Source organism: Pectobacterium actinidiae, from assembly GCF_000803315.1.
GTDB lineage: Bacteria > Pseudomonadota > Gammaproteobacteria > Enterobacterales > Enterobacteriaceae > Pectobacterium > Pectobacterium actinidiae.
In genome coordinates this window covers 830,790-851,331 of sequence record NZ_JRMH01000002.1, presented here as the reverse complement: position 1 = coordinate 851,331, position 20,542 = coordinate 830,790, and the positions used below count along the sequence as shown (strand labels likewise).

Below are 20,542 nucleotides of genomic sequence, written 5' to 3'. Positions count from 1 at the left end.
CTCATGACACTATGGATTCATGTCATGATAGTGTGTCGAAACACACTGGGTTTCCCCATTCGGGTATCGTCGGGTATAACGCTTCATATCAGCTTACCGACGCTTATCGCAGATTAGCACGCCCTTCATCGCCTCTGACTGCCTAGGCATCCACCGTGTACGCTTAGTCGCTTAACCTCACAACCCGAAGGTGTCTTGAAAGACACTATCGCGCTGCGATTATTTGAGAGACTCATTGACAGACTGATGCATCACTCACACCACATTACTGTCGTGTCAGTATGTTCAGCTGTCATGTTTCAATTTTCAGCTTGTTCCAGATTGTTAAAGAGCAAAATACTTCGCAGCATACTGTTTCCAATACACTCTGAAGTCTTTTATGTTGCAAGTAGTAATGGTGGAGCTATGCGGGATCGAACCGCAGACCTCCTGCGTGCAAGGCAGGCGCTCTCCCAGCTGAGCTATAACCCCATCGTTGCTTACAGATACCTTAGATACCACTCACGGAAGAGTTGGTAGGCCTGAGTGGACTTGAACCACCGACCTCACCCTTATCAGGGGTGCGCTCTAACCACCTGAGCTACAAGCCTATTAAGGTATTTCTGCTCGTTATTTTCATCAGACAATCTGTGTGAGCACTTCACTTAACACACATCTTCTTGGTAAGGAGGTGATCCAACCGCAGGTTCCCCTACGGTTACCTTGTTACGACTTCACCCCAGTCATGAATCACAAAGTGGTAAGCGCCCTCCCGAAGGTTAAGCTACCTACTTCTTTTGCAACCCACTCCCATGGGTGTGACGGGCGGTGTGTACAAGGCCCGGGAACGTATTCACCGTAGCATTCTGATCTACGATTACTAGCGATTCCGACTTCATGGAGTCGAGTTGCAGACTCCAATCCGGACTACGACGTACTTTATGAGGTCCGCTTGCTCTCGCGAGGTCGCTTCTCTTTGTATACGCCATTGTAGCACGTGTGTAGCCCTACTCGTAAGGGCCATGATGACTTGACGTCATCCCCACCTTCCTCCGGTTTATCACCGGCAGTCTCCTTTGAGTTCCCGACCAAATCGCTGGCAACAAAGGATAAGGGTTGCGCTCGTTGCGGGACTTAACCCAACATTTCACAACACGAGCTGACGACAGCCATGCAGCACCTGTCTCACAGTTCCCGAAGGCACTAAGGTATCTCTACCGAATTCTGTGGATGTCAAGAGTAGGTAAGGTTCTTCGCGTTGCATCGAATTAAACCACATGCTCCACCGCTTGTGCGGGCCCCCGTCAATTCATTTGAGTTTTAACCTTGCGGCCGTACTCCCCAGGCGGTCGATTTAACGCGTTAGCTCCGGAAGCCACGCCTCAAGGGCACAACCTCCAAATCGACATCGTTTACAGCGTGGACTACCAGGGTATCTAATCCTGTTTGCTCCCCACGCTTTCGCACCTGAGCGTCAGTCTTTGTCCAGGGGGCCGCCTTCGCCACCGGTATTCCTCCAGATCTCTACGCATTTCACCGCTACACCTGGAATTCTACCCCCCTCTACAAGACTCTAGCCTGTCAGTTTTGAATGCAGTTCCCAGGTTAAGCCCGGGGATTTCACATCCAACTTAACAGACCGCCTGCGTGCGCTTTACGCCCAGTCATTCCGATTAACGCTTGCACCCTCCGTATTACCGCGGCTGCTGGCACGGAGTTAGCCGGTGCTTCTTCTGCGGGTAACGTCAATCGATGAGGTTATTAACCTCACCGCCTTCCTCCCCGCTGAAAGTGCTTTACAACCCGAAGGCCTTCTTCACACACGCGGCATGGCTGCATCAGGCTTGCGCCCATTGTGCAATATTCCCCACTGCTGCCTCCCGTAGGAGTCTGGACCGTGTCTCAGTTCCAGTGTGGCTGGTCATCCTCTCAGACCAGCTAGGGATCGTCGCCTAGGTGAGCCATTACCTCACCTACTAGCTAATCCCATCTGGGCACATCTGATGGCAAGAGGCCCGAAGGTCCCCCTCTTTGGTCCGAAGACATTATGCGGTATTAGCTACCGTTTCCAGTAGTTATCCCCCGCCATCAGGCAGTTTCCCAGACATTACTCACCCGTCCGCCGCTCGTCACCCAGAGAGCAAGCTCTCCTGTGCTACCGCTCGACTTGCATGTGTTAGGCCTGCCGCCAGCGTTCAATCTGAGCCATGATCAAACTCTTCAATTTAAGATTTGTTTGATTTGCTGAACTCGTCAGCGATGCTCAAAGAATTAGTCACTGTTTATTCGTAATGAATTTACTGTTGTTCACTCTTCAAGACTTTTTATATCGTCAAGATACGGTCTTGTGAGTGCCCACACAGATTGTCTGATTATATTGTTAAAGAGCAGTGCCACTTCATCGGTGGCGCGGGCTGCATATACTATGCCAATCCGCTTTAAAGTCAAGTCATTACTGACCGCCTTTAGTAAATCTTTTTCCTGTCACCACAACCGCGTGTCGCTGTTGCCGTGTCAGTGGAGGCGCATTATAGGGACTTCTCGGCAGGCCGCAATAGGTATTTTAAAGAAAAATGACTGTTTGCTGCATTCCACAGCAAAACCCCGCCTTATACCTATTTTTGCACAAACTTATCCACAGAAAGCATTCTATTCAAAAATTGACGAGCATCACGCAAACGTTTTCGCTACAATTCACCCCGTTCAAAATCGTCGTATTTTTGCGAACGCTAACTGAATATTTCTCTTTATTCCGCAATTATTGCTCTGACAAAGACGATATTCACATACCGTTCTTTACTGACTACCCAAATCCAAGGGATAACATCATCATGCAACAACGCCGTCCAATTCGCCGCGCTCTGCTCAGCGTTTCTAACAAAGCAGGTATTGTCGAATTTGCTCAAGCTCTGTCCCACCGTGGCGTCGAGCTCCTTTCAACGGGTGGAACCGCCCGTTTGCTGGCCGATGCTGGCTTAGCAGTGACTGAAGTCTCTGACTACACCGGCTTCCCGGAAATGATGGATGGGCGAGTAAAGACCCTGCACCCGAAAGTGCACGGCGGCATTCTGGGACGACGCGATCAAGATGATGCGATCATGACGCAGCACGACATCAAGCCAATTGATATTGTCGTTGTGAATTTGTATCCATTTGCCCAGACCGTCGCTCGAGAGAACTGCACATTAGAAGATGCGGTTGAGAATATCGATATTGGTGGCCCGACGATGGTTCGCTCCGCCGCCAAGAACCATAAAGATGTGGCTATCGTGGTCAAGAGCAGCGACTACAGCGCCATCATTAATGAAATCGACGCCAACGACGGTTCACTGACCTACGAAACCCGTTTCGATTTAGCTATTAAAGCATTCGAACACACCGCCGCTTACGACAGTATGATTGCCAACTACTTTGGTGCTCTGGTTCCGCCTTACCACGGTGATACTGATAAACCATCAGGTAACTTCCCACGTACGTTGAACCTGAACTACATCAAAAAGCAGGACATGCGCTACGGCGAGAACAGCCATCAGCAAGCTGCCTTCTATATAGAAGAGAATATTCACGAGGCCTCTGTCGCCACTTCTACACAGTTACAAGGCAAAGCGCTGTCTTATAACAACATCGCTGATACCGATGCAGCCCTGGAATGTGTGAAAGAATTTGCTGAACCAGCCTGCGTGATCGTTAAACACGCGAATCCATGCGGCGTAGCAATTGGCGACTCAATTCTTGATGCCTACGAGCGTGCCTACAAAACCGACCCAACATCTGCATTCGGCGGCATTATCGCTTTCAACCGCGAGCTGGATGAAGAGACGGCGCAGGCCATCATCAGCCGCCAGTTTGTTGAAGTCATCATTGCCCCCTCTGCCAGTGATACCGCACTGAAGGTGACCGCAGCCAAACAAAACGTACGTGTCCTGACCAGTGGCAATTGGCAGCAACGCGTTCCAGGTCTGGACTTCAAACGCGTCAACGGCGGTTTGCTGGTACAGGATCGCGATCTGGGCATGGTCGATGCGTCTCAACTGCGTGTCGTAACAGAGCGTCAGCCGAGCGAACAGGAATTACGTGATGCCCTTTTCTGCTGGAAAGTGGCTAAGTTCGTTAAATCCAATGCGATTGTGTACGCACGTGACAACATGACCATCGGGATAGGTGCTGGCCAGATGAGCCGCGTTTACTCAGCGAAAATCGCCGGTATCAAAGCGGGTGATGAAGGGCTGGAAGTAAAAGGTTCCGCGATGGCATCTGATGCGTTTTTCCCATTCCGTGATGGTATTGATGCCGCAGCTGCCGTTGGCATTACCTGCGTGATCCAACCGGGCGGGTCTATTCGTGATGACGAGGTCATTACTGCCGCCAACGAACACGGCATTGCGATGATCTTTACCGACATGCGCCATTTCCGCCATTAATTCTGGAGCTGACCGAAATGAACATTTTAGTAATTGGTAATGGCGGACGCGAGCACGCGCTAGCCTGGAAAGCCTCGCAGTCACCGCTGGCGAAACGTGTTTATGTTGCTCCAGGAAACGCGGGCACCGCGCTTGAACCCGCGCTGACCAACGTCAATATCGCGGCAACGGATGTCCCGGCGTTAGTCGCTTTTGCGCAGGAAAACCACATCGATTTAACCATCGTTGGCCCAGAAACACCGTTAGTTATCGGTGTCGTGGATGCGTTTCAGAATGCAGGGCTAAAAATCTTTGGCCCAACGCAAGGTGCTGCACAGTTGGAAGGCTCCAAAGCCTTTACTAAAGATTTTCTGGCACGCCACAACATCCCGACGGCGGAATACCAGAACTTTACCGAAGTGGAACCCGCGCTGGCCTATGTACGCTGCAAAGGTGCACCGATCGTCATCAAGGCCGACGGGTTAGCCGCTGGTAAAGGCGTGATTGTCGCCATGACGTTGCAGGAAGCGGAAAACGCCATTCAGGATATGCTGGCGGGGAATGCCTTCGGCGATGCCGGACACCGTATCGTGGTGGAAGAGTTCCTTGATGGCGAAGAAGCCAGCTTCATCGTGATGGTAGATGGCAAGAACGTGCTGCCGATGGCGACCAGCCAGGATCACAAACGTGTAGGGGATAAAGACACTGGCCCGAATACCGGTGGCATGGGCGCTTACTCGCCAGCTCCGGTCGTAACCGATGAAATCCACCAGCGAGTGATGGATCAGGTAATTTGGCCGACCGTGAACGGCATGGCCGCAGAGGGAAATACCTACGTCGGTTTCCTGTATGCCGGTCTGATGATTTCTACCGATGGTCAGCCAAAGGTTATCGAATTCAACTGCCGCTTTGGCGATCCAGAAACACAGCCAATTATGCTGCGCCTGCGCTCCGATCTGGTGGAACTGTGTCTGGCCGCCTGTGATGGCACGCTGGATCAGAAAGATTCAGTCTGGGATGAACGTCCGTCTCTGGGTGTGGTATTGGCTGCAGGCGGTTACCCGGCTGACTACAACACGGGTGATGTGATTTCCGGTTTACCACAGCAGGATGCCGAAGATGGCAAAGTCTTCCATGCGGGCACTAAGTTGAACGGTATTGATGTTGTCACCAACGGCGGCCGCGTACTGTGCGTCACTGCGTTAGGTAATACCGTCGCTGAAGCGCAACAACGCGCTTATGAAATAGCAGCAGGCATTCAGTGGCAAGGGGTATTCTGTCGAAAAGACATCGGCTACCGCGCCATTGAGCGTGAGCAAGCCTGATAAAAAAAGTTCGGTAAATGATTATCGGTTAAATACTGAAGCCCGGAGAAATCCGGGTTTTTTTATAGCTATTTAGGCTGCCACTGGCAGACATCATCCTCCACCACCAGCAATAACTGTGTCCCTTCTGGCGCTTCCAGCCACGCGACGTTTAGCGGGCGTGTTGCATGCGCTTTTTGCTGAACGATCCATTCACGTGAATCGTTGTCAAAATTAGGGCGAACCACCGTACCGTCACAAGACTGCACCTGCCCTTCCAGCCATTTCCCTTGCTTTAGCCTTACCTTGCCTGCACGCAGTACATCGCTCAATTCCAGCATGCGCTTCGCATCAAACTGGTTGAGCGCGATTTCATCATCAGAAACCGATTCACGTCTTTCGGCAAGCTGTCGCTGCATAAAGCTGACGGTTCCATCTTCTGCAAAGCGCAAACGCATATCTTCTTGCTGCGCCCCGAGCTGATTACGCTCTATCTCGCGTAGCTTATCCTGCTGGAACGAATAACGCGTCACCACCAGAGCATTGCCCTGAAGCGGGTTGTACACGGTGGTCAGCGCCGTCGTATTCTGCGCATCATCCTTGCGCCACAAACGCACAACACCGCGATCGGCAACATAACCGCTGGCGAAAACTTCCGGCGGTGCGGTGCGGCTACTACAAGCTACCACGGCTGTAAGCACGAAGCCTGCGCCACACAAACGTCGTAAAAGCAAAAGGGGCGAAAACGCCCCTCTGCTTAAACTTTTAACCAGCATGGGCTTATTTAACAGCGTCTTTCAGAGCCTTGCCAGAAACAAATGCTGGCACGTTGGCAGCAGCGATTTTGATTTCTTTACCGGTTTGTGGGTTGCGGCCAGTGCGCTCATTACGATGGTTCACTTTAAACGTACCAAAACCAACTAATTGTACTGCATCACCTTCTTTCAGAGACTCGGTAATTGCCGCCAAAGTTGATTCCAAAGCTGCTTTAGCCTGTGCTTTTGACAGATCAGCTTTGTCCGCAATTACATCAATCAGTTGAGTCTTATTCATAAGTTATCCTTACAGTGTGTTTATCGCTTGCTAAGCATCGAGTGCGACGGATATGCCCTTTCCCATTTCAGGGTGTAATAGCACTCTCCTGCATATACGCACCGACAGCCACTTTTTTTACGCCCCCCAAATGTAGACCAGACAGGGTGCGAATGTGAAGCCTTAAGACAGGCCATTTCAGGCCTTAAATCACGTTTTATCGCGTTATTGATGCAAATTTATCCCGATGTTACTACTTCCGGCCTCGCGCAGATCGGAACGGAGCCCTTTGATCAACTCAATATCGCGTTCTTCACAAGCCGCCAACAGGCGGAAAATCTCCCATTGAATATCCCATTCTTCTTCGATTGCAGGCAAAACCTTGAGCTCATCGTCGGTCATTTCTTTACCAGCCTGCGTCATTTCCAGCATGGCAACCGTGCGGATAGACGTTTCGCTAATCGCTATCGCATGTTCCAGCGTTTCACCGCTTAAGCGCGAATGAATCAACTCGCCCAATGCGATACAGGCATCAATAGCCGGGTAGACGCCATAAAGATCATAGTCTTCAGCAGCGGGAATCGCTTCTTCCAGTTTTTCCAACTGGCTATCGAAATTGACCTTCGCATCTTTAACAACCAATGTTTCCCATACCAGATCGAGAATACGACGGTAAACCATCGCGTCGCCGAATTCTGTTTGACGACAAAATTCGTGGTAATTTGGGTACATACGTTCACAAAGACATGCCATGAAAGTGACATGTTGCCAGCTCGCCAGCTTTTCCAGACGTAAATGAATGGGGTTACGTAACATTTTTATGCTCATTAACGGCGACGGACGGCAGTGTACCTGAAATAACAGTGACGCCCTATGCCTGAATTCCTAAAGTTTTACGACAATACGTTAGCCGCTTGCTGCCGTTGCCAACGCACAAATGCAGGACGATTTGATGCGACAGCATCAGCCCAACGGGTCGGCTCCGGTAACCGGTAGCCACGCATACAAGATTGTACCCAGTGCAATGCACTATCCTGACTGACTCGATGCCCCGTCGCCACAAACAGCGGATTACAGCGCGCTTTGCTACGCCATACCCAACCAATCTGCTCGCCCTTATCCAGTAACGGCTGCTGGCTGCCAACGCCTTCCGCTAATGGCTCAAACCGGCCACAAAGCCGACTTTTCGCCACGCCAATCGTGGGAACATCAACCAACAGACCAAAATGGCTGGCAACGCCGAGGCGACGCGGATGGGAAATCCCATGTCCATCGACAAACAGCAGATCCGGTTTCTGTTCAAGCAGCGCCCACGCGGCGAGTAGCCCAGGGCATTCACGAAACGAAAGAAAACCGGGGATATAGGGCATTGTCGTGCTGATACGCGCAATCTTGTATTCTATCAGTTCCAACGAAGGATAGCGCATTACCGCAATTGCAGCGCGAGTTACCGAACCTTCTTGTTCAAAACCAACATCCGCACCCGCGATAAACGCGGGCTGTTCAAAAGGTAAATCGTCGTGGCGAATCACATCAGAAGCGCGGGACAACTGCTCAGCCCGTAGCTGTTGTGTATCAATCACATCACCCCCAGTGAATCATGCGTGATAAGCGCGGGACAACCGATGCACGGCCTCAACAAAAACGCCTGCATGCTCTGGCGGCACATCCTGATGAATGCCGTGACCCAGATTGAAAACATGGCCGTTACCCTGCCCAAACCCAGCGAGGATCGATGCCACTTCCTGCTCGATCCGTGCTGGATCGGCATACAACATCGACGGATCCATATTTCCCTGTAGCGCGACCTTATCGCCTACGCGACGGCGAGCATCGGCAATATCGCTCGTCCAGTCCAGCCCCAATGCGTCGCAGCCGGTTTCTGCCATCGCCTCCAGCCACTGCCCTCCACCTTTGGTGAAGAGCGTAACGGGTACACGGCGGCCTTCATTCTCACGCTGTAAACCATCCACGATCTTATGCATGTAATGCAGGGAGAATTCTTTGTAGTCGCGTCCGCTCAGCGCGCCGCCCCAGGTATCAAAGATCATCACCGCCTGCGCGCCCGCCCGAATCTGCGCGTTGAGGTAAAGAATGACGCTATCAGCCAGCTTATCCAGCAACAGGTGTAGCGTTTTAGGCTCAGCGAACATCATTTTCTTAATGACGGTAAACGCTTTGCTACTCCCGCCTTCAACCATGTAGGTCGCCAGCGTCCACGGGCTGCCCGAGAAACCAATCAGCGGCACTTCACCGGCAAGGTTTTTACGGATCGTCCGCACGGCGTTCATCACATAGCCAAGTTCCTGCTCTGGATCGGGAACTGGCAGGTTAACCACATCGGCATGGGACGTAATAGGGGAACGAAAGCGTGGGCCTTCCCCCGCTTCGAAATAAAGTCCTAAACCCATAGCATCAGGGATCGTGAGAATGTCAGAGAACAAGATCGCCGCATCCAGCGCATAGCGCCGTAAAGGTTGTAACGTGACTTCACAAGCCAGCTCTGCGTTTTTACACAGCGACATAAAATCACCCGCCTGCGCGCGCGTTGCCTTATATTCTGGCAGATAACGCCCCGCTTGACGCATCATCCACACCGGAGTGACATCAACGGGTTGGCGTAATAACGCCCGCAAATAGCGATCGTTTTTCAGATCAGTCATGTTCTTTTCCTTTCAGCCTCACGGCGATTCTACACCGGATAGATGTGATGAAGCGGATGCGTGATAAAACGAACGCTTTATGACACAAATAGTACCACGTCAGCCTTCGTTCTCGTGATAAGCACGGCACAGTACCACCGTATCTTCGATAAGCCGACGCGCTACAGTGCCCGGCGGAGGCAACTGCGGGAGTTGGTCATAGCGGAACCAGCCCGCGTCACGCAGCTCTTTCGGATCGTGCTTGATGTCTCCCCCCGCATAATCGGCCATAAAAGCCATCATCAGAGAATGAGGGAATGGCCAAGGCTGCGAACTCACGTAACGCAGATTTTTTATCTGAACTTGGCTCTCTTCCATTACCTCACGCACGACCGTCTGTTCCAACGTTTCGCCGACTTCCACAAACCCAGCCAGCACGGTGTACATGTTTCCACGGTGTCGATTGTGCTGCGCCAGCAAAATTTCCTCACCACGGCGAATCGCGACGATGATGCAAGGCGCGATCTGCGGATAATAGCGTTCTTTGCAGTGGTGACATAAGCATGCCAGCTCCGTCTTGCTCCGTACCATTTCATGGCCGCAGTAGCCGCAATAACGATGGGAGCGGTAAAACTCAGCCAGTTGTACGCCTCGTCCTGCGAGCTGGAATAACCCCACGTCCTGATCGATTAGTTGGCGAACCGATGCCATATCCGAATCCCGCCCCTGACAAACCAGCCAGACAGGCAGCCCTTGCCATTCACCGATTTGGCGAGCCGTTTTCCCCTGCAACGACCACTCTATCGCCGTTCCGCGCGGCAATTCTCCCTGAGGTAGCCAGATTTGTATCGCATCGCTAACCACCCACCAGCCAGTTTCATCACCTTTTAGCGTCTGTTCCATATCTTTTTATTGCTCCACTGCCACTTCACTGGCATTTTACATTCAGAGTGATTACATAAGTTTTATAACTGGGATTTCAGTTATTTCTTACCGTTCACGGAGTCAACAATGCTAAACCAGCTACAAAGTCTGACTGAATACGTTGGTGGCAATAATGCGTTAATCGACCAATGGCTACAAGCGCGTAAGCAGCTTCTGGTGGCTTACTATCATCTGGTTGGCATCAAGCCGAACAAGGAAGCGCTTTCTCTTTTGGATGAAGAGGCATTGGATAATTTTTGCCAGAATCTGGTGGACTATCTTTCTACCGGCCACTTTCATTTATACGAAAAAATGCTGCATGAAGCAGCGACACACAGCGAACAAGTATTAGCGCTTTCCACCCAGCTCGACCTCGCCCTGCAAAATAACACGCAGCAAATTATGACGTTTTACGATAGTCACCTGGCGGCAGCCATCGACCATGATAACTGCCTCGAATTCCAGCAGGCACTCTCCCACGTCGGCGAAGCATTGGAAGCGCGTTTTACGTTGGAAGACAGAATGATCCAGCAGGTTTACGACAAATAGTCGTCATTTGACGTTATTTCAGAACATCATCGCACGCTGTGAAGGCACAAGCGGGACGCTTTGACATCTGCGTTTTGCCGACATACAGTGTAGGGGTTTTATTGGCTCGTTTAAGAAACGGGCATATCTTGTCGGAGTGCCTAGCGTGCTCGTGTTTTGTTTTACGAAATCAATCGTTATGACAAAACTTATGAGCGCACAGGCTGAGACCGTTAATTCGGGATCCGCGGAACCTGATCGGGTTAATACCTGCGAAGGGAACAAGAGTAATGCACCTCATTGAGCCCAAGGCTGCGTATTTGCACATACCTGCTCTGACGCTCAATATCATTATTACTCCCTCCGGGCTCCAGACAAGCAATCTTCCCTTTACGTCTTACAGGAACTTGCTATGTCTACAGAACCATTGTCTACAAAATCCTCGTCGGTAAAGACAGAATTATCTACAGCATCCAAATCCGGTCGCCGTGAACAGCGTGCCGCCGCCCAGCAGTTTATTGAAACCTTACAGGGAACCGCCTTTCCCAATTCCAAACGCATTTACCTTACGGGTTCACGCGATGACATCCACGTACCGATGCGGGAGATTCAGCTTAGCCCGACGTTACTCGGCGGCAGTAAAGACAACCCCCAATACGAACCCAACGAACCCATTCCGGTTTACGATACGTCAGGGCCTTATGGCGATCCTGCTGCGCAACCCGATGTCCGCGTTGGGCTAGCCAAGCTGCGCGCCAGCTGGATTGCAGAACGTCATGACACCGAAGCGCTATCCGGCGTCAGTTCCGATTTCACCCAACAGCGTCTGGCAGATGCCGGTTTGGATCATCTGCGTTTTGAACACCTGCCGAATCCGCTGCGTGCCAAAACAGGAAAACGCGTCACCCAACTCCACTATGCGCGACAGGGCATGATTACGCCCGAAATGGAATTTATCGCCATTCGTGAAAATATGGGACGCGAACGTATTCGCGGCGAGGTACTGCGCCAGCAGCATCCGGGGCAAAGTTTCGGCGCCCTTCTGCCAGAAAACATCACGCCGGAATTTGTTCGTCAGGAAGTGGCCGCCGGGCGCGCCATTATTCCCTCAAACATCAATCACCCCGAGTCAGAGCCGATGATTATCGGTCGCAATTTTCTGGTGAAGGTTAACGCCAATATCGGCAACTCCGCCGTGACGTCTTCCATCGAAGAAGAGGTAGAGAAACTGGTCTGGTCTACCCGCTGGGGCGCTGATACGGTGATGGATCTCTCAACCGGCCGCTATATTCACGAAACCCGCGAGTGGATTCTGCGTAACAGCCCCGTGCCGATCGGGACAGTGCCGATTTACCAGGCGTTGGAAAAAGTGAACGGCGTGGCGGAAAACCTGAACTGGGAAATGTTCCGCGATACGCTGCTGGAACAGGCAGAACAGGGCGTGGACTATTTCACCATCCACGCTGGCGTGCTGTTGCGCTATGTGCCGATGACGGCCAAACGCTTGACCGGCATCGTCTCACGCGGCGGTTCCATTATGGCGAAATGGTGCCTGTCGCATCACAAAGAGAGCTTCCTGTACGAACACTTCCGCGAAATCTGTGAAATCTGTGCCGCTTACGACGTCGCACTGTCGCTGGGTGATGGTTTACGTCCCGGCTCGATTCAGGATGCTAACGACGAGGCTCAGTTTGCCGAACTTCATACGTTAGGTGAGCTGACCAAAATCGCCTGGGAATACGACGTACAGGTGATGATCGAAGGCCCCGGCCACGTTCCGATGCAGATGATCCGCCGCAACATGACCGAAGAGCTGGAGCACTGCCACGAAGCGCCATTCTATACGCTCGGCCCGCTGACGACCGATATCGCACCGGGTTACGATCACTTCACCTCTGGCATCGGTGCTGCCATGATTGGCTGGTTCGGCTGCGCGATGCTCTGTTATGTCACACCGAAAGAGCATCTTGGCTTGCCGAACAAGGAAGACGTCAAACAGGGACTCATTACTTATAAGATCGCCGCTCATGCCGCCGATCTGGCGAAAGGCCACCCCGGCGCGCAGATTCGTGATAACGCCATGTCAAAAGCACGTTTCGAATTCCGCTGGGAAGATCAGTTCAATCTGGCGCTCGATCCCCAAACCGCCCGTGCCTACCACGATGAAACGCTGCCGCAGGAATCCGGCAAAGTCGCCCACTTCTGTTCCATGTGCGGCCCTAAATTCTGCTCGATGAAAATCTCACAGGAAGTGCGCGACTACGCCGCAAAACAAGAAGCGGAAGCCAAACCGATTGAGATAGGTATGGCGCAGATGTCGCAAGAATTCCGCTCGCGCGGCAGCGAGCTTTATCACAGCGCCACCAGCCTGCAAACCGAGGAAAGCAAATGACGGACTCGACGCCTTTTGCCCCGACGTCACAGCGGCTGGGGCTTTACCCCGTTGTCGATAGCGTGGAATGGATCGAACGCTTACTCAGCGTCGGGGTGAAAACGATCCAGCTCAGGATCAAAGATCGGTCAGATGAACAAGCCGAAACCGATGTGATCCAGGCGATCACATTGGGTCGCCGCTATCAGGCGCAGCTCTTCATCAACGACTACTGGAAATTGGCGGTAAAACATCAGGCATACGGTGTACATCTGGGTCAGGACGATCTGGATACCGCCGATCTGACCGCGATTAAACAAGCGGGTCTGCGTTTAGGCGTTTCCACGCATGACGCTCCTGAACTGGCACGCGCAGTGGCGCTCAACCCATCCTATATCGCGCTGGGGCATATTTTCCCGACGCAAACCAAGGATATGCCATCAGCGCCGCAGGGGCTGGCAGAACTAGCACGACATATTACCGATCTGGAAGACCGTTTTCCCACTGTTGCAATTGGCGGTATCAGCATCGACAGAGTCCCTGCGGTACTGGCAACAGGCGTCGGCAGCATCGCTGTCGTCAGCGCCATTACGCAGGCACCAGACTGGCGGCAGGCCACCACGGCGCTGCTCAAAATGATTGAAGGACGGGAGGCATGACATGGTAACGACTCACCATCCAGCGCCTGCCGGACTGAGCGATAGCGAATTCATGCGCTACAGCCGCCAACTGATGCTGGAAGATATTGGCCCGGAAGGTCAAGAAAAACTCAAAGCCGCCCGCGTTCTGCTGGTTGGGCTGGGTGGGCTAGGGGCGCCCGCCTCGCTCTATCTGGCTGCCGCTGGGGTCGGCACGCTACTGCTTGCCGATGATGACTCACTGCACATCAGTAACCTGCAACGTCAGATTCTGTATCGCACCAGCGACACCGACAAACCCAAAGCCGTGCTAGCGCAGCGTCAACTACAGGCATTAAATCCACACTCAGAAGCGATCGCACTCACCGAAAGGCTCAGCGGGGACACGTTATACCGCGCCGTCAATCGCGTCGATTTGGTGCTGGATTGCAGCGACAACATGACAACTCGCCATGCGGTTAACGCCGCCTGCTTCAGCGCAGGCAAGCCGCTAATCAGCGGGAGCGCCGTCGGTTTCAGCGGCCAGCTCGCGGTCTTCACTCCGCCTTATCACTCTGGCTGCTACGCCTGTCTGTACCCCGATACGGCCGAACCACAGCGCAACTGCCGCACTGCCGGCGTGCTGGGGCCGGTAGTCGGCGTGATTGGCACGCTTCAGGCGTTGGAAGCGATAAAACTGCTGGCTGGTATGCCGTCCGCGCTAGAGGGCAAGCTGAGAATGTTCAATGGCAAACAGCAGAGCTGGAACACACTCCAGCTTACGCGCGCCCCCCATTGCCCGGTATGTGGGGGCGCGGCATGAGAATCACGCTGAATGATGAGCCCTTTGAATGCCCAGAGGCCATCACGGTTGAGGCGCTGCTAAGCCAGATGAACCGGCTCCAGCCGGGCACGGCGCTGGCCATCAATCAAACCATTATCCCACGCGCTACCTGGTCACAGCATCAGGTGCAAGACGGCGATGATATTTTGCTTTTTCAGGCAATAGCGGGAGGATGACATGCTGCACATTGCCGATACGACATTAACTTCACGGCTGCTGACCGGCACCGGAAAATTCGCTACGCCAGAACTGATGCTGGCGGCACTCGAGGCGTCCGGTTCACAGCTCGTGACCATGGCGATGAAACGTGTTGACCTCAACGGCGGCAACGATGCCATTCTCGCGCCGTTACGTCAGCTCGGTATTAAGCTGTTGCCGAATACCTCAGGAGCCAAAACCGCAGACGAAGCCATTTTTGCCGCTCGACTGGCACGAGAAGCGCTCGGTACGCACTGGCTGAAGCTGGAAATTCACCCCGATGTGAAATACCTGCTACCCGACCCTATTGAAACGCTGAAAGCCGCCGAACAGCTGGTCAAAGAAGGCTTCACGGTGCTGCCCTACTGCGGTGCCGATCCGGTACTGTGCAAACGGCTGGAAGAGGTCGGCTGCGCGGCGGTGATGCCACTGGGCGCACCAATCGGCTCCAATCAAGGGCTGCAAACGCGTGATTTTCTCCGCATCATCATCGAACAGGCGCGTGTTCCGGTGATTGTCGATGCGGGCATTGGCGCGCCCAGCCATGCGGCCGATGCGCTGGAAATGGGAGCCGACGCCGTACTGGTCAACACGGCCATCGCGGTTGCTCGCGATCCCGTGGCAATGGCGCACGCATTTAGACTGGCAGTCGATGCAGGAGGGATTGCTCGTCAGGCCGGTCTGGGAAGTAAGCAGTTTGTCGCCAGCGCCACCAGCCCACTCACCGGTTTTCTGCATCAGCAAACGGAAGGGGCGGCGAGATGAACGTCGATTTCCAAACTGTCTGGGAACAGCTCGACTGGGATGACCTGACCCTGCGCATCAACGGTAAAACCGTCCGCGATGTTGAGCGAGCGCTTGCTGTACCACATCTGACGCGTGACGATTTTATGGCGCTCATCTCACCTGCCGCCAGCGCCTATCTGGAGCCGCTGGCTCAGCGGGCACAGCAGCTCACCCGGCAGCGTTTCGGCAATACAGTGAGTTTCTATGTGCCGCTGTATCTGTCCAATCTGTGCTCTAACGATTGCACCTACTGCGGCTTTTCGATGAGCAACCACATCAAACGAAAAACGCTGGATGAGGCAGAGATCCTACGTGAATGCGCCGCCATCAAGGAACTTGGGTTTGAACACCTGCTGCTCGTGACGGGCGAACACCAGCGCAAAGTGGGAATGGATTATTTCCGTCGCGTTTTTCCGCTGATTCGACCGCATTTCAGTTCGCTGATGATTGAAGTTCAGCCGCTGTCGCAAGATGAATATGCCGAGTTGAAAGCGCTGGGGTTGGATGGTGTGATGGTCTATCAGGAAACCTATCATCCCGCGACCTACCAGTTGCATCACCTAAAAGGACAAAAGCAGGATTTCCACTGGCGACTCGCCACACCGGATCGACTGGGGCGTGCGGGGATCGACAAGATCGGGCTGGGCGCGTTAATCGGCCTGTCCAATAGCTGGCGAACCGACTGCTACATGGTGGCGGAACATCTGTTGCACTTACAGCAGCACTACTGGCAGAGCCGCTATTCTATCTCGTTCCCTCGTCTGCGCCCCTGTGCGGGCGGCATTGAACCGGCGTCGCTCATGGATGAAGCTCAGCTCATGCAGGTCATTTGCGCATTCCGGTTGCTGTCGCCGGATATTGAGCTGTCGCTTTCCACACGTGAATCGCCTTTCTTTCGCGATCACGCGATTCCTATCGCGATTAACAACGTCAGCGCATTTTCCAAAACCCAACCGGGTGGCTATGCCGACGACCATCCTGAACTGGAACAGTTTTCGCCGCATGATTCACGACGTCCTGAAGATGTGGCGCAAGCCATCATACGTGCAGGTCTCCAGCCCGTCTGGAAAGACTGGGACGGTTATTTAGGCCGTTAGTTCCTAGCAGATAAGACGGCGATACGCCTGATAGTGGTCACTTAAGCGTGAAGTGAGAGGGAAACACGGTGATGAGGTTCCCGCAGGGACATCTCGCACCGTGGTAGCCCTCGTATCCCGGATCTTAAGCGCTCGGTATGCGTGATACGTATGATTTGGGATACGGCTCGCAGGTCAAAATGAGAATTACACGGAAAGCAATATTCTCGGGATAGCGCCGCGCAACATGACATTCGGCCTATCGTCACGGCCTGCGACGAAGAATACAGTAGCGTCGTTGGCAAGCCTGAGTGTTACAGAGTCTGCTGGCCGGAGCCGTTTGCCACTTATCGGTTCTGCACATCAACCCGCCGATACGGGGCTTATCCTTACCCGTATCGGCCCTTCCCTAAAAAACACGCCTCTGTTTGTTCTGAGGGTACGGTCTCTTATGTCATCAATCAGGGAGTTACACCTCATCAAGTAGTTGTTGTGCCGCACGACCAACAACCGATAAAACATGTTGCGTTTCTTCTGTTAACGGCAAAGCGTAGTTCATACGCATACAGTTACGGTATTTTCCCGCAGCGGAAAAAAGTGAGCCTGCGGCAATCTGAATCCCAGAGCGACGTACCACGGCATTAAGACGCAAAGCATCAAACGACTCAGGGAATTCAACCCACAGTAAAAATCCCCCCTGAGGACGGCTGACACAGATATCACAGGGGAAATGTTCTCTGACCTGACAGGTAAACATATCCATATTCGCTTTATAGAGCGTGCGCATACGCCGCATATGCGGCTGGTAATGCCCCTGAGCGATAAACTCAGCAGCAGCTAACTGCGTATGATTGACGGTATAACCCGTGCTGATATATTTCATGTGTAGCACACGTTCCAAATAGCGCCCCGGCGCGATCCAGCCGACACGCAGACCCGGTGCTATCGTTTTGGAAAATGAGCTGCATAGCAGTACGCGTCCATCACTATCGAATGATTTTAACGTCCTCGGGCGCGGGTAGTCGTATGCCAATTCACCGTAGGCATCATCCTCGATAATCGCCAGATCATACTGTTGTGCCAACGTCAGTAACGCCTTTTTACGCGCCTCCGGCATGAAAAAGCCCAGCGGATTATTACAATTCGGCACCAGCAATACCGCCTTGATAGGCCACTGTTCTAATGCAAGCGCCAAGGCTTCCAAACTGATCCCCGAAATGGCATCCGTCGGAATCTCGATAACTTTGATACCCAACCCACGCAGGAGCTGTAATGTCCCGGGGAACGTGGGTGATTCTACCGCAACAATATCACCCGACTGACAGATGGAACGCGCTGCCACAAACAACGCTTCCTGGCACCCTGTGGTGATCACAATGTCGTCTTCGGTCAGTTGACAACCGCTGTCCAGTGACAGCCTCGCGACCTGTTCACGCAACTCACTCGCCCCATACATGTTGCCATAATTCAGCAAACGAGGATCCTGACGCTGGCACAAGCGGCTCATCGATTTCCACAAGGGTTTGAGCGACGACTGATTAACATCGGGCATACCGCCACCCAGATTACAGACCGCGGCACTGAGGCGAGAATTAAAGAGCTCCAGTACAGAATCCCATTGGGTCACCTCAACCGGGCGTTGAGCGGGACGAGTCAGTGCAGGCACTGGCGGCGTCGCTTTACGTGGGGCAACAAAATACCCCGAACGCGGCTGCGGCATAATCAACTGCCGGGTTTCCAGCAGATGATAGGCTTGCTGTACGGTACTGATGCTCACGCCATGCTCTGTACTCAGTGCTCGTACAGAAGGCAGCCGCTCTCCGCTTTGGTACAACCCTTGTTCGATTCGCTGTTCTAGCAGCCCAGCCAGGTGTTGATAACGCGTCATCAGTATCATTCCCTATCAAATTTCACAGCAGTAACCAGTACAGATTCAAATAAAAATCACCATTCAGATGCAATATCACACAATCTGTATGCTAAAAAAATGGATTTTTTGAGTCTGTATTGAAAATACCTTTCACCTCATCATAGCGATCATTCACTGGCGAGGGGGAAAATATGGAATTTCATGAGAATCGATCACAAAAACCGTTCCGCGAGTCACCGTTCTGGCTCATGCTGATTTTGCCGTACCGCTTGTGGAAAGCCTGCCGGGCAAGAGCGCAAACGCTGAAGATACTACAGAACATGAGTGATGACGGGCTTAAGGATATCGGGCTGAAACGAAGCGATCTTGATCGATTCAGATAGCATAACGACAAAAGACAGTAGAAATGTTGCCGATACAGACAGCGCATCTGTATCGGCTAAATAGAGATTAGTGGGTCACAGTATCGCCTGAGGTTGCCTTCATCCGCATCCCGACAATCGCCGACAGTAAGCAGCCAATGGCAAGATAAGCCGCCACCGCGTGCCATGAACCATCCATAAACTGCACCAGCAGTACAGCGATAAAAGGCGTAAACCCTCCGCCAACCACGCTGGCGACCTGATAACCCACACCCGCCCCGCTATAGCGGTACGCCGTACCAAATAGTTCGGTAAACATCGGCTGCTGTACACTAACAATCATATCGTGGGCAATGTTCGCCAGCATGATGGCAAAGAACAGAATCAGCAGCGTGTTATGGCTTTCCAGCGCCATAAAGAATGGCACCGCACTCGCGGCACCAATCAGTGCGCCGGTAACATAAATACGACGGCGGCCAAAGCTATCTGCCAGATAGGCAAAGCAAGGAATGGATACGCAGCTGATCGCCCCCACCAGCAACCCGATATTCAGGAAAATATCCCGCGATAGCCCAAGATGGGTGGTGGAGTAATTGAGGGCAAATGCGGTGACGATATACATCGTTAACAGTTCGCCAAGCCGTAGCGCGATAATCAGCAAAAATGCCTTTGGATGCTGGCGCAGTGCTTCCATGATAGGGAACGAACGCAGTTTGTTTGCTCTTTCTCCCAGCGTTTTGTTCGCCTCAAATTCCTGAGACTCATCCATCCCGTTACGCACCCACCAGGCGATAGCCACCAGAATCAGGCTGAATAAGAACGGCAAACGCCATCCCCAGGTGGTAAATTCTTCATTGGTCGTCAAATTACTCACCACTGATACCGACCCAGTAGCCAATAACAGCCCAACCCCAAAGCCAACCTGTACACCGCTGCTGTAAAATGCTTTCTTCTTCTTAGGCGCATTCTCTACCGCCAACAGCGCCGCACCGCCCCACTCACCACCGACCGCAAAGCCCTGAATTGCCCGCAGCGTAACCAACAGCACCGGTGCCCACCAGCCAATCGAATCAAACGACGGCAATAGGCCAATCAACGCTGTAGAAATGCCCATCATCCAGACCGTAATCATCAACATCCGTTTACGGCCCAGCTTATCACCGAAGTGGCCGAACACCATTCCACCCAACGGGCGGAACAGAAAACCAACGCCAAACGTACCAAACGCTGCCAGCGTTCCCATCGTCGGGCTGACCTGCGGGAAAAATTCGGTATTAAAGACAAGGGCGGCAACAATTCCGTACAGCAGGAAATCGTACCAATCGACAACAGCACCAACAAAACTTCCCCATGCTGCGCGTTTTGCGCGATGTTGAGAATGGCTTACTGACTGTGTTTGTAGGGTTTTATCAGAAGAAAGTGAATCATCCTGATGAGATAATGAGCCGCCAGGCTGTGAGAGTGTTGGCGTAGTTGAGGTGTCCATGTCGGTTCCGTTCTATTTACTTTACACTACTGTACAATAAAAAATTTCAGGAAGATATAAAACGCCAGAAGCGTTTTTTAACAACGCATCGCGTTGACCGTCAGAATAGCCGTAAGGAACCTG

Annotated in this window: 18 protein-coding genes, 2 tRNA genes, 2 rRNA genes and 1 riboswitch; of the genes, 10 read left to right on the top strand and 12 right to left on the bottom strand. The window is 52.7% G+C overall.

Going from position 1 to position 20,542, the window contains the following annotated elements:
- The 4 genes from KKH3_RS21305 to KKH3_RS21290 form a co-directional block, all read right to left on the bottom strand.
- Positions 1–177: ribosomal RNA gene (locus tag KKH3_RS21305) — 23S ribosomal RNA — on the bottom strand; the annotation flags it as partial.
- A gap of 218 nt (positions 178–395) precedes the next feature.
- Positions 396–471, bottom strand: a tRNA-Ala gene (locus KKH3_RS21300).
- Positions 472–513: 42 nt separating this feature from the next.
- Positions 514–590, bottom strand: a tRNA-Ile gene (locus KKH3_RS21295).
- Positions 591–663: 73 nt separating this feature from the next.
- Positions 664–2,206 (bottom strand): 16S ribosomal RNA (locus KKH3_RS21290).
- A gap of 604 nt (positions 2,207–2,810) precedes the next feature.
- Between KKH3_RS21290 and purH the strand changes: the two genes are divergently transcribed.
- Complete coding sequence (gene purH, locus KKH3_RS21285; protein ID WP_039364304.1) at positions 2,811–4,400, top strand: bifunctional phosphoribosylaminoimidazolecarboxamide formyltransferase/IMP cyclohydrolase; 1,590 nt, start codon at positions 2,811–2,813, stop codon at positions 4,398–4,400.
- A 17-nt stretch (positions 4,401–4,417) separates the two neighbouring features.
- Complete coding sequence (gene purD / locus KKH3_RS21280; RefSeq protein WP_039364301.1) at positions 4,418–5,704, top strand: phosphoribosylamine--glycine ligase; 1,287 nt, start codon at positions 4,418–4,420, stop codon at positions 5,702–5,704.
- 68 nt (positions 5,705–5,772) lie between these two features.
- Here purD and KKH3_RS21275 read toward each other — a convergent pair whose 3' ends face one another.
- The 6 genes from KKH3_RS21275 to nudC form a co-directional block, all read right to left on the bottom strand.
- The gene (locus KKH3_RS21275; protein ID WP_080756564.1) at positions 5,773–6,459 is read right to left on the bottom strand and encodes a DUF1481 domain-containing protein; all 687 of its coding nucleotides are present in this window, start codon (positions 6,457–6,459) and stop codon (positions 5,773–5,775) included.
- A gap of 4 nt (positions 6,460–6,463) precedes the next feature.
- Complete coding sequence (hupA, locus tag KKH3_RS21270; RefSeq protein ID WP_005970302.1) at positions 6,464–6,736, bottom strand: nucleoid-associated protein HU-alpha; 273 nt, start codon at positions 6,734–6,736, stop codon at positions 6,464–6,466.
- A gap of 204 nt (positions 6,737–6,940) precedes the next feature.
- Positions 6,941–7,531 carry a YjaG family protein gene (locus tag KKH3_RS21265; RefSeq protein WP_012772950.1) on the bottom strand — a complete coding sequence of 197 codons (591 nt, stop codon included), beginning with the start codon at positions 7,529–7,531 and terminating at the stop codon, positions 6,941–6,943.
- A 77-nt stretch (positions 7,532–7,608) separates the two neighbouring features.
- Positions 7,609–8,298: a deoxyribonuclease V gene (gene nfi, locus KKH3_RS21260; protein ID WP_039364298.1), complete on the bottom strand. Its 690-nt coding sequence runs from the start codon at positions 8,296–8,298 to the stop codon at positions 7,609–7,611.
- A 15-nt stretch (positions 8,299–8,313) separates the two neighbouring features.
- On the bottom strand, positions 8,314–9,378 hold the full coding sequence (gene hemE, locus KKH3_RS21255; protein ID WP_039364294.1) for a uroporphyrinogen decarboxylase: 1,065 nt from the start codon (positions 9,376–9,378) through the stop codon (positions 8,314–8,316).
- A gap of 99 nt (positions 9,379–9,477) precedes the next feature.
- A complete protein-coding gene (nudC, locus tag KKH3_RS21250; protein WP_039364291.1) occupies positions 9,478–10,260 on the bottom strand; it encodes an NAD(+) diphosphatase in 783 nt (260 codons plus the stop codon).
- 108 nt (positions 10,261–10,368) lie between these two features.
- Between nudC and KKH3_RS21245 the strand changes: the two genes are divergently transcribed.
- From KKH3_RS21245 to thiH, 7 genes are all read left to right on the top strand, one after another.
- On the top strand, positions 10,369–10,830 hold the full coding sequence (locus KKH3_RS21245; protein WP_039364288.1) for an Rsd/AlgQ family anti-sigma factor: 462 nt from the start codon (positions 10,369–10,371) through the stop codon (positions 10,828–10,830).
- A 122-nt stretch (positions 10,831–10,952) separates the two neighbouring features.
- Positions 10,953–11,107: riboswitch (TPP riboswitch) on the top strand.
- A gap of 114 nt (positions 11,108–11,221) precedes the next feature.
- Positions 11,222–13,201, top strand: coding sequence for a phosphomethylpyrimidine synthase ThiC (thiC, locus tag KKH3_RS21240; RefSeq protein ID WP_039364285.1), 1,980 nt, complete (start codon positions 11,222–11,224; stop codon positions 13,199–13,201).
- A complete protein-coding gene (gene thiE, locus KKH3_RS21235; protein WP_039364282.1) occupies positions 13,198–13,839 on the top strand; it encodes a thiamine phosphate synthase in 642 nt (213 codons plus the stop codon). The genes thiC and thiE overlap by 4 nt, the downstream gene beginning before the upstream one ends.
- A gap of 1 nt (position 13,840) precedes the next feature.
- Positions 13,841–14,620 carry a HesA/MoeB/ThiF family protein gene (locus KKH3_RS21230; protein WP_039364279.1) on the top strand — a complete coding sequence of 260 codons (780 nt, stop codon included), beginning with the start codon at positions 13,841–13,843 and terminating at the stop codon, positions 14,618–14,620.
- Positions 14,617–14,817 carry a sulfur carrier protein ThiS gene (gene thiS, locus KKH3_RS21225; protein ID WP_039364276.1) on the top strand — a complete coding sequence of 67 codons (201 nt, stop codon included), beginning with the start codon at positions 14,617–14,619 and terminating at the stop codon, positions 14,815–14,817. The genes KKH3_RS21230 and thiS overlap by 4 nt, the downstream gene beginning before the upstream one ends.
- A gap of 1 nt (position 14,818) precedes the next feature.
- Positions 14,819–15,604 (top strand): thiazole synthase, encoded by a 786-nt coding sequence (locus KKH3_RS21220; RefSeq protein ID WP_039364272.1) that lies wholly within the window; start codon positions 14,819–14,821, stop codon positions 15,602–15,604.
- The gene (gene thiH / locus KKH3_RS21215; RefSeq protein ID WP_039364269.1) at positions 15,601–16,722 is read left to right on the top strand and encodes a 2-iminoacetate synthase ThiH; all 1,122 of its coding nucleotides are present in this window, start codon (positions 15,601–15,603) and stop codon (positions 16,720–16,722) included. The genes KKH3_RS21220 and thiH overlap by 4 nt, the downstream gene beginning before the upstream one ends.
- A 448-nt stretch (positions 16,723–17,170) precedes the next feature.
- On the opposite strand, the gene KKH3_RS21210 is transcribed toward thiH, so the two are convergent.
- Positions 17,171–18,589, bottom strand: a complete 1,419-nt coding sequence (locus KKH3_RS21210; RefSeq protein ID WP_039364266.1) for an aminotransferase-like domain-containing protein — start codon at positions 18,587–18,589, stop codon at positions 17,171–17,173.
- Positions 18,590–18,762: 173 nt separating this feature from the next.
- Here KKH3_RS21210 and KKH3_RS21205 point away from each other — a divergent pair, with 173 nt between their 5' ends.
- The gene (locus KKH3_RS21205) at positions 18,763–18,954 is read left to right on the top strand and encodes a DUF1127 domain-containing protein (protein ID WP_039364264.1); all 192 of its coding nucleotides are present in this window, start codon (positions 18,763–18,765) and stop codon (positions 18,952–18,954) included.
- A gap of 67 nt (positions 18,955–19,021) precedes the next feature.
- On the opposite strand, the gene shiA is transcribed toward KKH3_RS21205, so the two are convergent.
- Positions 19,022–20,419 carry a shikimate transporter gene (shiA, locus tag KKH3_RS21200; protein ID WP_039364261.1) on the bottom strand — a complete coding sequence of 466 codons (1,398 nt, stop codon included), beginning with the start codon at positions 20,417–20,419 and terminating at the stop codon, positions 19,022–19,024.
- Positions 20,420–20,542: the final 123 nt, after the last annotated feature.

Bases quoted from the DNA above. Each gene is read 5' to 3' on its own strand.
- hemE (WP_039364294.1), bottom strand. From the start codon at position 9,378: ATGACTGATCTGAAAAACGATCGCTATTTGCGGGCGTTATTACGCCAA.
- hupA (WP_005970302.1), bottom strand. From the start codon at position 6,736: ATGAATAAGACTCAACTGATTGATGTAATTGCGGACAAAGCTGATCTG.
- purH (WP_039364304.1), top strand. From the start codon at position 2,811: ATGCAACAACGCCGTCCAATTCGCCGCGCTCTGCTCAGCGTTTCTAAC.
- nudC (WP_039364291.1), bottom strand. From the start codon at position 10,260: ATGGAACAGACGCTAAAAGGTGATGAAACTGGCTGGTGGGTGGTTAGC.
- shiA (WP_039364261.1), bottom strand. From the start codon at position 20,419: ATGGACACCTCAACTACGCCAACACTCTCACAGCCTGGCGGCTCATTA.
- thiC (WP_039364285.1), top strand. From the start codon at position 11,222: ATGTCTACAGAACCATTGTCTACAAAATCCTCGTCGGTAAAGACAGAA.
- KKH3_RS21275 (WP_080756564.1), bottom strand. From the start codon at position 6,459: ATGCTGGTTAAAAGTTTAAGCAGAGGGGCGTTTTCGCCCCTTTTGCTT.
- thiE (WP_039364282.1), top strand. From the start codon at position 13,198: ATGACGGACTCGACGCCTTTTGCCCCGACGTCACAGCGGCTGGGGCTT.
- KKH3_RS21245 (WP_039364288.1), top strand. From the start codon at position 10,369: ATGCTAAACCAGCTACAAAGTCTGACTGAATACGTTGGTGGCAATAAT.
- purD (WP_039364301.1), top strand. From the start codon at position 4,418: ATGAACATTTTAGTAATTGGTAATGGCGGACGCGAGCACGCGCTAGCC.
- thiS (WP_039364276.1), top strand. From the start codon at position 14,617: ATGAGAATCACGCTGAATGATGAGCCCTTTGAATGCCCAGAGGCCATC.
- KKH3_RS21210 (WP_039364266.1), bottom strand. From the start codon at position 18,589: ATGACGCGTTATCAACACCTGGCTGGGCTGCTAGAACAGCGAATCGAA.
- KKH3_RS21230 (WP_039364279.1), top strand. From the start codon at position 13,841: ATGGTAACGACTCACCATCCAGCGCCTGCCGGACTGAGCGATAGCGAA.
- KKH3_RS21265 (WP_012772950.1), bottom strand. From the start codon at position 7,531: ATGTTACGTAACCCCATTCATTTACGTCTGGAAAAGCTGGCGAGCTGG.
- KKH3_RS21205 (WP_039364264.1), top strand. From the start codon at position 18,763: ATGGAATTTCATGAGAATCGATCACAAAAACCGTTCCGCGAGTCACCG.
- KKH3_RS21220 (WP_039364272.1), top strand. From the start codon at position 14,819: ATGCTGCACATTGCCGATACGACATTAACTTCACGGCTGCTGACCGGC.
- thiH (WP_039364269.1), top strand. From the start codon at position 15,601: ATGAACGTCGATTTCCAAACTGTCTGGGAACAGCTCGACTGGGATGAC.